Below are 13901 nucleotides of genomic sequence, written 5' to 3'. Positions count from 1 at the left end.
CATGCCGCCGGCGCGAAACCCTTTGCGGTCCGGATTTGGATTTTGAAAAGTAAGTCATGAAAATGAAACCCATCATAGGAATCAGCGTCGGAGACCCGGCGGGAATCGGACCGGAGATCACGGCCAAAGCACTGGCGGACCCTGAGATCTACCGGATGTGTCGCCCATTGGCGGTGGCCGAATCGGCGATGATGCGGAATGCCGTCGCCTTTTCCGGGCTGGATTTGAAAATCAACCCGGTCGATCGCCCGGACCAGGGGATCTATGAACCCGGGACGATCGATGTTCTCGACCTGAAGAACATCGATGGGGACGCCATCCGCCACAAGACGATCTCGGCCGAAACAGGCCAGGCCTGTTACGACTACATCGAAAAGGTGATCCATCTCGCCATGAAAGGGGAGATTGACGCGACGGTGACGGGACCGATCAACAAGGAAGCGATTTTTGCCGCGGGCATCAAACACGCGGGGCACACGGAGATTTACGGTGAGCTGACGGGCACGAAGGATTATGCCATGATGCTGGCTCACGAGGATTTCAGGGTCATCCATGTCTCAACCCATGTTTCCCTGCGGGAGGCCTGCGATCGGGTGAAGAAGAAGCGGGTCCATGCCGTCATCCGGCTGGCTCACGAGACCTTGCTCAAGCTGGGCTTTGAGAAACCGCGTATCGGGGTCTGCGGCCTCAATCCGCATGCCGGTGAGAATGGTCTCTTTGGACGCGAGGAGATTGACGAAATCATACCGGCCATCGCCCAGGCCCGTGAGGAGGGAATGTCGGTGGATGGCCCGATTCCGGGCGACACGGTCTTCTCGAAGATGAAGGGCGGTCAGTACGACATCGTGGTCGTCATGTACCACGACCAGGGCCATATCCCGACCAAGCTCCAGGGGTTTCAGTACGACCACAAAACGGGCCAGTGGGGGTCGATCACCGGGGTCAACATCACGACAGGCCTGCCGATCATACGGGTTTCGGTGGATCATGGAACGGCCTTTGGCAAGGCCGGTGAAGGGCGGGCCAACGCCGAGAGCATGGTCGAGGCCATCCGGATCGCCGCCAGGCTGGCGGGTCAGCGGGTCTGACCGCCGGATCCCGGCTGTTCGGGGCGCGTCATCTCCTGGGCGCCGACGGCTTTTTTCCAGAGTTCGAGCTTGTCCCGCAGGCGGCCGACTGTTCCCGGCTGTTCGCCGGCAAGGTTGTGGCGCTCGGCGGGATCGGCAGCGAGATCGTAAAGCTCGAATGCATCCGGCAGTCCGAGGAGCCGGGCCTCGGTGTTCTCGATCAATTTGAGGTTTTCTTCGCGCAGGGCGCTCTGGGGGCCGACTCCGAGGGCATGGTAATGGGGAAAGTGAAAAAACAGGGTGTCTCGAGCCGGCCCGGTTTCCGAACCTCGGAGAAGGTCGGAAATATCCATACCGTCGATCCCGGACGGCAACGTGTTCACTCCCGCCAGCCGACAGAAGGTCGGAAAGAAATCATTGCTGATGACCAGAGTGTCCCGGGTTGTGCCTGCAGGAACCGTTCCGGGCTGGCGGACGATGAGGGGCAGACGGATGCCCCCCTCGTAGAGGTCCGCCTTGCTTCCCTTCAAGGGAAAGCCGTCCTTGGGCCCGAGATGCCCGTTGTCGGAGAAGAAGACAACCAGGGTGTTCTTCGCCAGACCCAACTCCCCCAGTCGGTCGAGGATTCGTCCGACACTGGCGTCGAGGACCTCCAGCATGGCGGCTTGAACGGGATTGTTGTGGCCGTACTCGACGTCATTGTCAGCACCCGGTTTGGCCCGGTATTTGGCGATCAGGGTATCCTTTTCCTTTTCAGGACGGTGGATGCTGTTGTGGGAAACGTAGGCAAAGAACGGCCGATCCTGATTCTCCTCGATGAAGGCGATGGCGGCTTCGGTGATCTGGTGGACGTGTTGCCAGTCGTTTTCATAGGGGCTGGGGGGGCCTTCGTCGAGTTTGTGAGTGGTCAGGACAACGTCAAAACCCTGGGAGGCCGGGTCTCCCGGGCGATCGGGTGCGTAGTCCTTGTCGCGGTTGAGGTGCCATTTGCCGAAGTGACCGGTGGTGTATCCGGCGGTCTTCAAGGCTTCGGCAACGGTCACTTCATCGAGCGGAAGCGACTCGGCGAATTCCGGAGTAACCGTGGGGCGGTCCAGGTTGCGGCCGGTCGGTATATTCACCGTCAGATGGGTCCGGGCCGGGTATTTCCCGGTCATGATCGAGCCCCGGGTGGGGGAACAGACCGGGGCGGCCGCATAGGCGTTGGTGAAGCGCATCCCCTCGGCCGCCATCCGGTCGAGGACGGGTGTCTCATAGAAGTCGCTCCCGTAGCAGCCGAGCTGGTGCCAACCCAGATCATCAGCCAGGATGAGGATCAGATTGGGCTTGTCCTGCGCCCGAGTCAGAGCGGTCAGTCCGGCCAGAAGGGCGAGCAGGAAGAAAGGGATCTTGAGCGCCTGTCTCATGGAGTCCTTTCTCAGTGCTCGGTCGGGTCCCAGATGGTAGCGAAGATACCGTGGGGATTTTTCCGGGTCGAAAAGTAATAGAGAGCGACCATCTTGCCATCGGACCGCCGAAAGAGGCGGGGGTATCCCAGGTCGTTTGTTTCCATGTCTTCCGACCAGAAATCATCCCGGAGAACAAAGGGCGCGGTCCAGGTTCTGCCCTCATCGGAGCTGTAGGTGACGAGGATTCGGCCGTTTTCGCGCTCACCAAAGACCGCGCAGAGCCGGCCATCGGCCGTCGCGTTGAGGGCGGGTGGATTTCCGTTGCCGCTGCCGGCATCGCCGACCACCGCCATGAACTTCCAGCTGTGGCCCCCGTCGGTCGACCGGTAGGCGTCGACCCAGTTCTGGTTGATCCCGCGTTCGTCGTCTCGATAGCGCCGGCGCATCGCGGTCACCATCGATCCGTCCGCCAGCAGGAAGGATTGGGACATGACCGCGCGGGCCTTGGACGGGTGGGGGTTGAGGGCCGGATCGTCGGTCAGGGGGACGCGGGCATCCGGGTCACTCAGGACCGGATCATAAGGCGGCACGACCCAGCCCGAGAAGGCGAAGCTGCGGCCGCCATCGGACGTTCGCAGGCAGAAAAGCCGGTCGGTTCCGAACTCGCCCGGGATCCGGGCCGACACCATGATCAGGGCGGAATCCCGATCGAGGACCAGGTAGTCGGTTCTCGGGGTCAGTTCGGTCATGCCGTATTTCTCAAGCTCCGGATGATGGACCAGATCTCCGAATCCGTAGGGGCCTTTCCAGTCCTGGCCCCCGTCGCTGCTGATGAAGAAGTGGCCGCGCGGATCCTTCGATCCATGGTATCCGATGCCCACGACGCGCATCGCAAACTGCGGGGCCGAGAAGTCGATCGGCTCAAGCACCGGCTGGAGTTCCGGTTCGTCGCCGAAGTCGCCCACGTAGTGTTCCGGGTCATACGCTCTCCAGGTGTTGCCGCCGTCGGTGCTGCGGGCCAGCCAGCTGCGCTGATCGGCCTCGTCCCCGATATTGTGCCCGCCGGGATTGAGCCGGTAGGGCGCCTCGGTGAAGCCGACGAGCAACTCGTCGCCTTCGAACATCCAGGCGCCGTTGTTGGCAGGCCAGCCGGCGAAGCGTCCCTCCTGCTGATAGACTACGACATGTTGGAGACTCGAGGTGGCCGAAAGGTTGAGCGCCATGAGCAGAGTGATTATCGTGAACGGGGATATTTTCATTGGGATAAGAATTTGAAATAGACATCTGCGGTTGCCGGAACACGGGCAACCAATTCTGTTTGACGCTCATTCGTCATCAGGGCAAGAGATCTCAGAGCTCAGATCGTTACGATTCCCACTTGTTGTAATTCATGAAATAAGAGTTTTTGGGGCAGGTGGAGATCGAATCTCTCGGCTCGGCCGGAACCCTCGAAGCCCATATTCATCACCGTATCCATCCTCATCCCTCTTTCCCCATCATGATCAATCGACGTCGATTCCTTACCGCCGGTCTGGGCGCAATCGGGGCCGCGGCCTCCGGTCCCCTTCTGCGGGCTTCCCCGGACGATGGTCCGTCACTTCAAACCAGCCAGGAGAAAGGGGATGTCCGCAATCTGCGGATCACCGACTTGAAGACGTTTCTCGTCGATGCGGGCAACGATGAGAATTACGTCTACGTCAAGATCTTCACCAATCAGGGCATCACCGGTCTGGGTGAGGGCACCTTGTCGGGCAAGTGCGCCACGGTCGCCTCGGCCATCCAGGAGCACAAGCGCTACCTGGTCGGCAAGGATCCGGGCGAGATTGAGCGACTCTGGCAGTCGATGTTCCGGGGGCCCCGCTACCGGGGTGGCCCGGTCCTGATGTCGGCTCTGAGCGCGGTGGAAATCGCCCTTTGGGACATACTCGGCCAGGCGGTCGGTCTGCCCATCTGGCGGATGCTGGGCGGAAAGGCCCGGGACCGGGTGCGCCTGTATTGCCATGAAGGCTACCTGGAGCGGATCAGCCACCGGAAGAAACGGCGGCCCCAGGGCAAGGACGAAGCCCTTCAACTCTGGGCCCAGAAGAAGGAGGACGGCTGGACCTGCGTCAAAGGTGGATTCTTTCCGGTGGATTCCCAGGCGGTCGACTTCCGCAAGGCGATCCGGGAAGGCATCGAGCATCTGGCCGAGGTCCGGGAGGTCGTGGGTCCGGATTTCGATATCATCGTGGAGGTTCACGGGAAGGCCAACCCGCTGGCCGCGATCGAATTCTGCAACCGGGCGGAGCCCTATCGTCCGCTCTGGGTTGAGGAAGTGACCCAGCTTGAGAACGAAGTGATCGCGGAGGTCCGTCAGGTCCGGCAGCAGACCCGGGTTCCCCTGGCCACCGGTGAACGGCTGTGCAGTCGCTACGATTTCGGGCCGCTCTGCAGTGAACGTCTGGTCGATGTGATCATGCCGGATGTGGTTCATGTCGGCGGTATTCTCGAGATGAAGAAAATCGCGGCCCTGGCCGAAGTCTTCCGCGTCGATGTTTCTCCGCACAACCCCCAGAGCGAGGTCAGCACGCTCGCGTCGATGCATGTCTGCATGTCTACGCCGAACGCGACCCTTCTGGAAATCGGAAGCGGTCAGGATCCCTTCTGGCAGGATCTCTTTTACGGGGGATATTTCAGTTACGAGCGGGGCTACGCACCGCCGCCGGAGCGACCGGGCCTGGGGATCGATCTCGACGAGTCCGTCGCCGCAAGGTTTCCTTATGACGAGAAGGATTTCGGGATCCTTCACTTCCCGGATGGGTCGGTCACCGATCGGTGAGACCGCATCCGATCCTCACCGCGCTTCGATCCACTCGCTGGACGCATACTGGTCGATCAGGCCGGACTCCTCATCGGGGTCGAAGTCCGGCCATCCGGGTTCTTCCACCCGGACCCCGGCATCGGCCGCCAGGCGGTGGGCGTATGCCTCTCCGAATGCCTCCCAGTCGAGATCGGGCAGAAGGGGTTTCCAGATCGAACCCTGAAAGAGCAGGCCGCGTTTGTTGCGCTTCATGGCCGCTCCCGCCACCTTGGCTCCGGTCGACTCCAGAACCACGTCATTGATCTCGGCCCGGTTGAAGCAGACGCCGGCCGGGGCCTCCGGGGTCCGCGATTCGAGCCGGACCCGCCCACCGAGCCCTCGCAGGGCATGTGTCATGGATTCATGAATACTTCGGTAGACGCTCGGGCCGGGATCGGCCCAGAGAGGGTGGGCTCTCGGGATGACGAGGCAGAAGGTCCAGTCTTCGGTGTGATCGACGATGCCGCCGCCGGTCGCCCGCCGGGTCAGGTCGAGGCCGGGCTGCGGGAGTTGCGCCCGGACAAAGGCGATTTTCTGGCTGTAGCCGAAGGTGCAGGCCGGGCGTCGCCAGTCGTAATGCCGGAGCCGGAGGTGGTCGGCGTCCGGATACCGTTGCAGCATGAGGAAATCGAGCGCCATGTTCTCGGCCGCGTCGGCGGTCCGGTCGGGAAGGAGATGAAGCAGCATCGGGTCCGTGGGTTTGCGGTCGTTCACCCGAGGGTGTTGAACCATTCGCGGAAGGGAATGGGCACGATCATGCGATCGAGTTGATCGGCAAAGTCTTGCCGCGGGGTTTTCACGATCCCGGCGAGACCGGTGAGATCCATTGAAAGGTCGGCCGGACGATGCGTGCTTTCGGGGTCGTCGAGCCGGGAGGACCGGATGACGAGGTCCTCCGGCAGGCCGAATCGTTGCAGGATGCGTCGGCCCATTTCGAATCGGGAGAGGGGTTCGGCCCCGGCCCAGTGCTGAATTCCCTGGAGATCGTTGCGTTCGCAGAGTTCGACCGCGAGGGCGGCAAGGTTGTCCGCGCTGCAGGGTTGCCGGATTTCATCGTGGTAAAGCCGTGCGGCCTGATTCCGGGACCAGAGGCCGAAGAGGCGTTCATGAAGGCTGCGGGTTCCCCTCAGGCTGTTGCCGGTCAGGAGGGGGACGCGCAGGACGATGGCGGTCTCGGGGGCGGCGTCGAGGACCCGCTTCTCGGATTCGGCCTTCTGTCGCCCATAGAGGTTTGTCGGGTCCGGCTTGTCGGCGGCCCGGTAGGGAGGTCGGGAGCCATCGAAGACCTGTTCGCTGGAGAAATGGATGAAGCGGGCGCTCAGGTGATGGGCGAGCCGGGCCAGCCGCTCCGGAAGCTCCACGTTGAGGAGGGCGGATCCCCGGGGGTCCTGTTGGCAGTGCGCGGGTTCGGTCACCCCGGCCGCGTTGATGATGGCGTCCGGGAAAAGGTCGAGAATGGCCGATTGCACCGCGTCGAGATCGGTCAGGTCGATCCGAACGGTCCGCTCTGCCCCGGGAATTTCTCCCGGCCAGGAGCCGGACCAGGCAATGGTTTGATGTCCGCGTTTATGGGCGAGGGGAGCAAGATTGGAGCCGACCAGCCCGGATCCGCCGAGAAGCAGGATGCGCATGGGATGCAATCAGGATTCCTGGTAGGGATCCTCGCGCAGAAGCAGACCGGGGGTCAGGTACCAATGCAGGCTCCAGAGTCGGGCCTGGGATCTGGTCTCGACTCGCTTGAGGCAGCAGATGCCGCCCTTATGGAAGTGGATGATCTCGTGGTCGACCGTTCCACTGACCAGAAGAGAGACGAGGCGCCCGAGATGCGGTTCGTGACCGACGATCATCAAAGGGTAGTTGAAACCGGAGAGGCGGCGGGCCACCCCCCGGACATCATCGAAGGGTTCGAGTCCTTCGACCTCCCGGCAGAACCCCGCGAGGTTGGCGTAGCGGACGAACAACTCCGCCGTTTCGCGGGCACGTTGGAGCGGACTGTGCCAGATCTTGGTGGCGTCGATCAGGCCCCGGTTGTCAAAATGCTCGCCGACGATCCTGACCTGGGCCTGCCCGCGCGGGCTCAGAGGGCGGCTGACGTCCTCGTATTCGCTCACGGCGTGGGCATGTCGCATCAGGAAGAGGTTCATCGGAGGAAATGGTAACAGGGAAAGTGAGGGGCGGCCCGGCCCGGCCGCGATGCAGTCCGGTTCAGTGGTGCCGCGCCGTCATTCATTCCCGGTATTTTCGTGAGAATGGGTTCTGCCGTCAATCCTCGGAGGCTGGCCTGAGAGGTGAGGAAATTCCTGGAAGCTTTGCTTTCGGGGGGCGTTTCGCTTCAACTTCCCCTCATGTCACCTCAGTTGAGGATCACTCACGATTTCAATCGCGCGGTCACGGTGCATGATGGCACGGAACCGCTCTTTACCTACCGCTATGGCGAGGTGGATCTCTATCCCTATTGCCATCCGGTCTATCTGCCGGGTGCCCATCCCGTTACCATGATCCGTCCCGGCGACCACCCCTGGCATTGCGGGATGTACTTTTCCTGGAAATATATCAACGGGCTCAACGCCTGGGATCAGGAAGGATCCGGTCACCCCTGGGCGACGACCCGGAATGTATCGATTGCGGTGGAGGAGCCCGGGGTGGATCGGGTCCGCCTCACCAATGTGATCGAGTGGATCAAGCCGGAAGGGGATCCGCTCATCCGCGACGAGCGCCGGATCACCTACACACAGAAGGACGCGGGGCGGTTGCGTTTCATCGATTGGGAGCTGACCTTCACACCGCTGGTTGACGTCCACCTCGACCGGCACATCGAATGGGGCGGCTATGCCGGGATGACCGTTCGTTTCGTGCGGACGGTGGAGCCGGAACTGCGCAACACCCAGGGGGAGACCACCTGGCCGGAAGCCCACCGCTACCGGGCTCCCTGGACCGACTACACCTGGTGGCTGGATGGTATTCCGGACCCGCACAACTTCCAGCATTGGGGCGGGCTGACCTTGATGGACCACCCGACCAACCGGCGCCATCCCACGCCCTGGCTGACCTGGACGGAGAAGTACATCCAGGGAATGAATGCTGCGATCATCCGGGATGAGCCCCTCGACCTCAAGAAAGGGGAGATCCTCCGGCTCGCCTACCGTCACTTCGTCCATCCGGGGAAGGGCGATCCTGAACAGATCGCTGCGGAGTACCGGCGATTCGCCGATTGGGTGCCATTCGGGCCGGACTCTGCTTGACGGAAGGATTCCGCAATGGACGGGCATCGATTTCGCTTCCGTCCCCCAGGTCTGCGGGTATAGCATCTTCCGGCCTTCACTTCCCCACCTCATGCCGTCGTCCTCAGAAGTCCGCCTGAGTCGCGAAATGCGATTGGTGGATGTCACCATGATCGGTGTCGGCGCGATGATCGGAGCCGGCATCTTTGTGCTCACGGGCATCGCGGCGGGTGTGTCGGGTCCGGGGTTGATCGTGGTCTTCCTGCTCAATGGGCTGGTCACACTTTTTGCGGCAGCGGCTTACGCGGAGCTGGGCAGTTGTTTCCACGAGGCAGGGGGCGGCTATCTCTACGTGAAGCAGGGCCTGAAGGACCCTCAGGGATTCATGAGTGGATGGATGGCCTGGTTCGCCTACGTGGTGGCCTGCGCTCTCTATGCGCTTGGATTCGGCGCCTACCTCAAGGAGGTCCTGCCGGTGGTTGGCCTGCAGCACTTTCAGACCCCCTTCCTTCCGATGGAGAAATGGATGGCTGTGCTGGTGGTCGTGGCTTTCTGCTACATCAATTACCGGGGCGCCTCCGAAGCGGGTGGTGCCGGGAATATCGTGACCGCCGGGAAGATCCTTGTTCTGATCGTTTTCATTGGATTCGGGATCTGGGCGACCCTGAGGCAGCCCGACTGGCAGGCGCGGTTCCTGGATGATCCCCTGCCGAATGGTTTCGGCAGCATCTTCGTGGCGATGGGGCTGACCTTCATCGCGTTTGAAGGGTATGAAATCATCGCGCAGTGCAGCGAGGAGGTGCAGAACCCGGCGCGGAACATTCCGAAGGCCATCTTCCTGTCGCTTCTCATTGTGGTCCCGATTTACCTGCTGGTGGCTTTCGTGGCGATCGGCGCAGTGCAGACCCCGGAAGGGATGCCCACCTGGGAATTCCTCGGGCTCCAGAAGGAAACGGCGCTGGTCGATGTCGCCCGGAGCTTCTTCAAGGGAGGCGGGATCATGATCCTGATCGGGGGCCTGCTGTCGACCATGAGCGCGCTCAACGCCACCATCTATTCCTCGTCAAGGGTCTCATTGGCGATGGGGCGCGACCGGAATCTGCCGGCGTTCTTCGCCGGCATCCACGAACGCTGCAAGACTCCTCATTGGGCCATTCTGGTTTCCGGACTGCTGACCATCTTCATGGCGGTGGCCCTGCCGATCGAGACGGTGGCCAGCGCGGCCAACATCCTCTTCCTGCTCCTGTTCATTCAAGTCCTCGCTGCTGTCATCACCCTGCGGAAAAAGCGTCCCGACCTGCATCGCGGATTCAAAGTCCCCTGGGTCCCGGTTATCCCGATCTTGGGCATCATCGCCCAGTTGGCCCTGGCGGTTTATCTCTTTGTCTACAGCCCGATGGGCTGGTTGAGCGCCGGGATCTGGATCGGCCTCGGCCTGGGTGTCTTTTACGGGTATTCCCGGCGGCGCGATCGATCCTACGCCCAGATGGTTGAGGTGCGGCAAGCGGCGGAGCGCCGCGATTACCGGATTCTCGTCGCCATCGGCAATCCGCGGACGGCCCCGACTGTTCTGGGGGCCGCCGCTTCGGTGGCCCGGCATTATGATGGGGAATTGATCGCGTTGACCGTGGTCGAGGTCGACGAGCATGAAGGATTGGCCCAAGGCCTCAATTCGGTCGCCGAAGCCCAGGAACAACTCGCCGCGATCCTCGTCGACTTCAAGGCGGACGGACTTCCCATCAAGACGGTGGTGAAGATATCCCACCGGATCTCCTACGGGATCATCGAGACCGCACTGGAGGAGAAGTGCAACCTGATCGTCACCGGCCGCCCGCGGAAAGCCGGTTTTCTCGAGCGCTTCGCCGCGACGGCGGTGGACCGGGTTGTCCGCTCGGCACCGGCGCAGGTCATGGTGGTCAGTGCCGACCGCTGGCCGAAGAAGATTGACCGAGTGCTCTTTCCCTTCGCGACGGGCCCCAATTCGCAGTTGACCGCCGATTTTGCCGACGCGCTGGCCGGTGTCTACCAGGGACGAGTGCGTGCGGTTCACATCGTGTCGCCGAATGCGTCATCCCGCGACCACCTTGCGGCGGAGAAGCGGATGGCCCATGCCCTCGGTGAACGCCATCCGGATGCGGAGCGGATCGTCGTTCCCCATACTGACATCATCAACGGCCTGATTCACGAGGCCAGGGAGGCGGATCTGGTGGTGATTGGAGGGACGGAGGCCGGACTGCTGGAGCAGCTGCTTGGTTACGCCTTGCCGCTGGAACTGGCTGATCGTACCTCCAAACCCGTCATCACTGTTTACGAAATGTCGGCGGATCCCAAGCGTTGGCTGAAGAACTGAGAACCCCTCCAGGAATTACCTGCGCACATCATGAGCGAGAAAGACATCCCCTCCGTCAATGACGTCGTCGACCAGATCGGCGACTACATGCCGAACCTGCTGGCGGGCCTCATCGTTTTCGTGCTCGGTCTGGTTGTGGCCTGGTTGGGCGCCAAACTCGTCGTCCGCCTTTTGATTCTGTCAAGAATCGACCGGGTCATGGTGCGCCTCGGATGGGGGCAGGCGGTCGACAAGGGGGATGTGCGTCACTCTCTGTTCGCCTTCCTGGGAACGCTGACCGGGGGGGTCATCTTCCTCATCTTCCTCGACAACGCGACCGTCATCTGGCGGCTGACCGTTCTCTCGGAGATGCTCGAACGCTTTGTCGTGCTCATTCCGCGTCTGGTCGCCTCGTCCATCATCATGCTGGTCGGTTGGGGCATCGCGGCGGCCGCGTCCAAATCGGTTCGTCGATCGCTTTATCAGGAGGAATTCGAGCGGGCGCGCCTGGTTGGCCGCATCGTCTTTTCGTCGATCATCGTGGTCACCTCCGCCATCGCACTCGTCCAGTTGGATATCGCAGTGGGTATTGTGACCGGAGCCTTCTTCATCGCTTTCGGCACGATCGCGCTGACCGTCGTGCTGGCTTTCGGACTTGGAAGCAAGTCTGCCGTGGAGGTCATGTGGAAGAGGAGGCTTCGTGAGCTGGACGCGGAGCACGAAGAGGAACCCACTGACGAAGAACCGGAGAAGTAGGACTCAGGGCGAGAGCCGTTCGACCTTCCAGCTCTTGTCGGACTGGCGGGAATAGCGGAAGCGGTCGTGGAGGCGGCTCGGGCGGCCCTGCCAGAACTCGATCGATTCGGGCTCAACCCGAAACCCGCCCCAGAATGGGGGCACCGGCACCGACTGCCCCCGATACTTTTCCATCAGAGCGGTCACTTTCTCTTCCAGCGCTTTCCGTGACTCGATGACCGTGCTCTGGGCGGAGGCCCAGGCGCCGATCTGGCTGCCGATCGGCCGGGTGTAGAAATAGTCTGCGGTCTCCTCGGGAGAGACCCGGGTGACCGGTCCGCGGATCTCAACCTGGCGTTCGAGGAAGGTCCAGGAAAAGAGGAGCGAGGCGCAGGGATTCTCCTCGAGGTGATGTCCCTTGCGACTCTGATAGTTGGTGAAGAAGACGAAACCACGGGAATCGAATCCCTTGAGCAGGACGGTTCGCGCGGCCGGCCGCCCGTCCGAGCCTGCGGTGGCCAGGATCATCGCGTTGGGCTCGGTGAGTCCCGACGAGACGGCGTTGGAGAACCACGTCTCGAACTGGCTGATGGGATCGACTGCGAGATCGCCGCGTTCCAGGCCGGCCAGTTTGTAATCCCGGCGCATATCGGCCACCCGCACGCCGGTTCCCTTGAGTGCCTTCCAGATGGGCAGGGCGAAGGGAATGTAGAAGAGGAAGCTGGCAGCCTTGCTGCGGGTTTGTGGTTTCATCGCGACGGCGGGTCCGACTCAACCATGAGAATCCTGGTCAATCAAGCCGCCTGATTGTATCACGGCGATACCTGATCTTGTAGTGGCGGTGCGTCGAGGTCTATTGTGATTCTCGTCGCCGGAATCCCTTTTTACACCATGCCCGATGCGCTGCACGCCCGGATCACTGAGGACCGCGATCAGATGATTGAGTTGATCCAGTCACTGATCCGTTTTCAAACCGTCAATCCTCCCGGGAACGCTTATCCGGAAATCTGTGACTTTCTTGCCCGTCGTCTCCGCGGAATCGGGTTTCGCGCCACGGTCCATCGTGTCCCGGAGAAAGAGGCGGTCGATCGGCAGCCGGACCTGGTGGGATTTCCCCGGGCCAATGTCGTCGGACGTTGGGATGTCGGGGCGGAGAAGACGGTCCATTTCAATGCCCATTACGATGTGGTCCCGGCCTCGGCCGGCTGGACCCACGGACCTTTCGAGCCGGTGGTCGAGGGTGACTGGCTTTATGGCAGGGGATCGGCCGACATGAAGGGTGCGATCGGGAGCCTCTTCCAGGCCCTGGGTGCCTTTCATGGTTTGAAGCGCAAGCCCGCCTTCAACGTGGAGGTTTCCCTGACGGCCGATGAGGAGACCGACAGTATCCTTGGCGCTTCCTGGATCGTTGAACAGGGATTGGTCAGGGCGGATTGGGCGGTCGTCTGCGAAGGGGGCAGCGGGTTGAGCATCGGCTGTGGTCACAACGGGGTTGTCTGGCTCGAGGTCACCGTTGTCGGGAAGGCGGCCCACGGTGCCCATCCGGATCGGGGGGTCAACGCAGTCGAAAAGATGAGTCGCCTGGTGACCGCTCTCGAAAGCTACAAGAAGCGATTGGAAAAGATCGTCTTCATGGCGCCGGACGGCCGGCCTCGCAGCGCGACCATCAATGTGGGCGGGGTCACCGCGACCGCCGCCGGCGGAAAGATCAACACCGTACCGGGCAGCGTGACCTTCACCATCGATCGCCGGGTGCTCCCCAACGAGGAACTGGCCGCCGCGGAGCGGGATCTGCGCACCTTCATCGGAGCGGCCTCAAAGGACATTCCCGACCTGAAAACGGAGGTGAAGTCGATCTGCAGGCATCCCTCGAGTTTTGTTGAGCCGAGTGATCCGTTGCCGGCGCAGTTCGCCCGGTCGGTCACCGCGATCCGGCGTCGGCGACCTGCGTTTTCGATCTCTTCGGGATTCAATGATTCCCACTTCTTTGCCCAGGGGGCCGGATTGCCGACAATCGGCTATGGGCCGGGCGGCTTCAATTACCACGCGGTCGACGAGCGAATCAGTATCCACGAACTGCTTATGACGGCCCGCGTTTATGCACATTTCCTGGAGGGCTGACCGAATGGGGGGACACAGCGGGATCGAACACCCTTATCGCAAACTGCAGTTCCTTGCCGCGGCGCGACTCCGACCCGCCGCAGGAAACCGGGTTCGACAGGCTCATCGCAGGCGGGTGATGAAACCGGAATCACGGCCGGGCCTCCGCGGGGAATCCGTCGAAATCCAAAAAAGAAGTGTATCCATCCATGGTCACCCGGG

The 13901-nt window shown here is 61.9% G+C and carries 12 protein-coding genes; 6 read left to right on the top strand and 6 right to left on the bottom strand.

The features are described 5' to 3' along the window. Nucleotides 1-62 precede the first annotated feature (62 nt). On the top strand, nt 63-1088 hold the full coding sequence (pdxA, locus tag R3F07_00255) for a 4-hydroxythreonine-4-phosphate dehydrogenase PdxA (GenBank protein ID MEZ5274790.1): 1026 nt from the start codon (nt 63-65) through the stop codon (nt 1086-1088). Here pdxA and R3F07_00250 read toward each other — a convergent pair. Together R3F07_00250 and R3F07_00245 are read right to left on the bottom strand one after the other, a co-directional pair. After that, a complete protein-coding gene (locus R3F07_00250) occupies nt 1076-2473 on the bottom strand; it encodes a sulfatase (GenBank protein ID MEZ5274789.1) in 1398 nt (465 codons plus the stop codon). The genes pdxA and R3F07_00250 overlap by 13 nt on opposite strands. Nucleotides 2474-2484: 11 nt before the next feature. Beyond that, entirely contained in the window at nt 2485-3714 is a 1230-nt protein-coding gene (locus tag R3F07_00245; protein ID MEZ5274788.1) for a sialidase family protein, read from the bottom strand. A gap of 239 nt (nt 3715-3953) precedes the next feature. Here R3F07_00245 and R3F07_00240 point away from each other — a divergent pair, with 239 nt between their 5' ends. Further along, on the top strand, nt 3954-5273 hold the full coding sequence (locus R3F07_00240) for an enolase C-terminal domain-like protein (protein MEZ5274787.1): 1320 nt from the start codon (nt 3954-3956) through the stop codon (nt 5271-5273). A gap of 15 nt (nt 5274-5288) precedes the next feature. Here the strand turns inward: R3F07_00240 and R3F07_00235 are convergent, their stop codons facing one another. The 3 genes from R3F07_00235 to sixA are packed head-to-tail and all read right to left on the bottom strand — an operon-like array spanning nt 5289 to nt 7438. Further along, entirely contained in the window at nt 5289-5981 is a 693-nt protein-coding gene (locus tag R3F07_00235; GenBank protein MEZ5274786.1) for a lipoate--protein ligase family protein, read from the bottom strand. A 23-nt stretch (nt 5982-6004) separates the two neighbouring features. Then, nucleotides 6005-6925, bottom strand: a complete 921-nt coding sequence (locus R3F07_00230) for an SDR family oxidoreductase (GenBank protein MEZ5274785.1) — start codon at nt 6923-6925, stop codon at nt 6005-6007. A 9-nt stretch (nt 6926-6934) separates the two neighbouring features. After that, complete coding sequence (sixA, locus tag R3F07_00225; GenBank protein MEZ5274784.1) at nt 6935-7438, bottom strand: phosphohistidine phosphatase SixA; 504 nt, start codon at nt 7436-7438, stop codon at nt 6935-6937. A 201-nt stretch (nt 7439-7639) separates the two neighbouring features. On the opposite strand from sixA, the gene R3F07_00220 reads away from it, so the two are divergent. The 3 genes from R3F07_00220 (at nt 7640) to R3F07_00210 (ending at nt 11600) form a co-directional block, all read left to right on the top strand. Next, a complete protein-coding gene (locus R3F07_00220; protein ID MEZ5274783.1) occupies nt 7640-8536 on the top strand; it encodes a DUF6807 family protein in 897 nt (298 codons plus the stop codon). A gap of 91 nt (nt 8537-8627) precedes the next feature. Further along, nucleotides 8628-10865, top strand: a complete 2238-nt coding sequence (locus tag R3F07_00215) for an amino acid permease (GenBank protein ID MEZ5274782.1) — start codon at nt 8628-8630, stop codon at nt 10863-10865. 30 nt (nt 10866-10895) lie between these two features. Further along, entirely contained in the window at nt 10896-11600 is a 705-nt protein-coding gene (locus tag R3F07_00210; GenBank protein ID MEZ5274781.1) for a hypothetical protein, read from the top strand. A gap of 3 nt (nt 11601-11603) precedes the next feature. Here R3F07_00210 and pdxH read toward each other — a convergent pair whose 3' ends face one another. Beyond that, nucleotides 11604-12332 carry a pyridoxamine 5'-phosphate oxidase gene (gene pdxH / locus R3F07_00205; protein ID MEZ5274780.1) on the bottom strand — a complete coding sequence of 243 codons (729 nt, stop codon included), beginning with the start codon at nt 12330-12332 and terminating at the stop codon, nt 11604-11606. 105 nt (nt 12333-12437) lie between these two features. Between pdxH and R3F07_00200 the strand changes: the two genes are divergently transcribed. Beyond that, on the top strand, nt 12438-13700 hold the full coding sequence (locus tag R3F07_00200; GenBank protein ID MEZ5274779.1) for an ArgE/DapE family deacylase: 1263 nt from the start codon (nt 12438-12440) through the stop codon (nt 13698-13700). The last annotated feature ends 201 nt before the right edge of the window (nt 13701-13901 follow it).

This window comes from Opitutaceae bacterium (assembly GCA_041395105.1).
GTDB lineage: Bacteria > Verrucomicrobiota > Verrucomicrobiia > Opitutales > Opitutaceae > B12-G4.
This window is presented reverse-complemented; position numbering and strand designations above follow the sequence as displayed.

Excerpts from the sequence above, each read along its gene's own strand:
- pdxA (MEZ5274790.1), top strand. The coding sequence starts at position 63 with ATGAAACCCATCATAGGAATCAGCGTCGGAGACCCGGCGGGAATCGGA.
- R3F07_00250 (MEZ5274789.1), bottom strand. The coding sequence starts at position 2,473 with ATGAGACAGGCGCTCAAGATCCCTTTCTTCCTGCTCGCCCTTCTGGCC.
- R3F07_00245 (MEZ5274788.1), bottom strand. The coding sequence starts at position 3,714 with ATGAAAATATCCCCGTTCACGATAATCACTCTGCTCATGGCGCTCAAC.
- R3F07_00240 (MEZ5274787.1), top strand. The coding sequence starts at position 3,954 with ATGATCAATCGACGTCGATTCCTTACCGCCGGTCTGGGCGCAATCGGG.
- R3F07_00235 (MEZ5274786.1), bottom strand. The coding sequence starts at position 5,981 with ATGCTGCTTCATCTCCTTCCCGACCGGACCGCCGACGCGGCCGAGAAC.
- R3F07_00230 (MEZ5274785.1), bottom strand. The coding sequence starts at position 6,925 with ATGCGCATCCTGCTTCTCGGCGGATCCGGGCTGGTCGGCTCCAATCTT.
- sixA (MEZ5274784.1), bottom strand. The coding sequence starts at position 7,438 with ATGAACCTCTTCCTGATGCGACATGCCCACGCCGTGAGCGAATACGAG.
- R3F07_00220 (MEZ5274783.1), top strand. The coding sequence starts at position 7,640 with ATGTCACCTCAGTTGAGGATCACTCACGATTTCAATCGCGCGGTCACG.
- R3F07_00215 (MEZ5274782.1), top strand. The coding sequence starts at position 8,628 with ATGCCGTCGTCCTCAGAAGTCCGCCTGAGTCGCGAAATGCGATTGGTG.
- R3F07_00210 (MEZ5274781.1), top strand. The coding sequence starts at position 10,896 with ATGAGCGAGAAAGACATCCCCTCCGTCAATGACGTCGTCGACCAGATC.
- pdxH (MEZ5274780.1), bottom strand. The coding sequence starts at position 12,332 with ATGAAACCACAAACCCGCAGCAAGGCTGCCAGCTTCCTCTTCTACATT.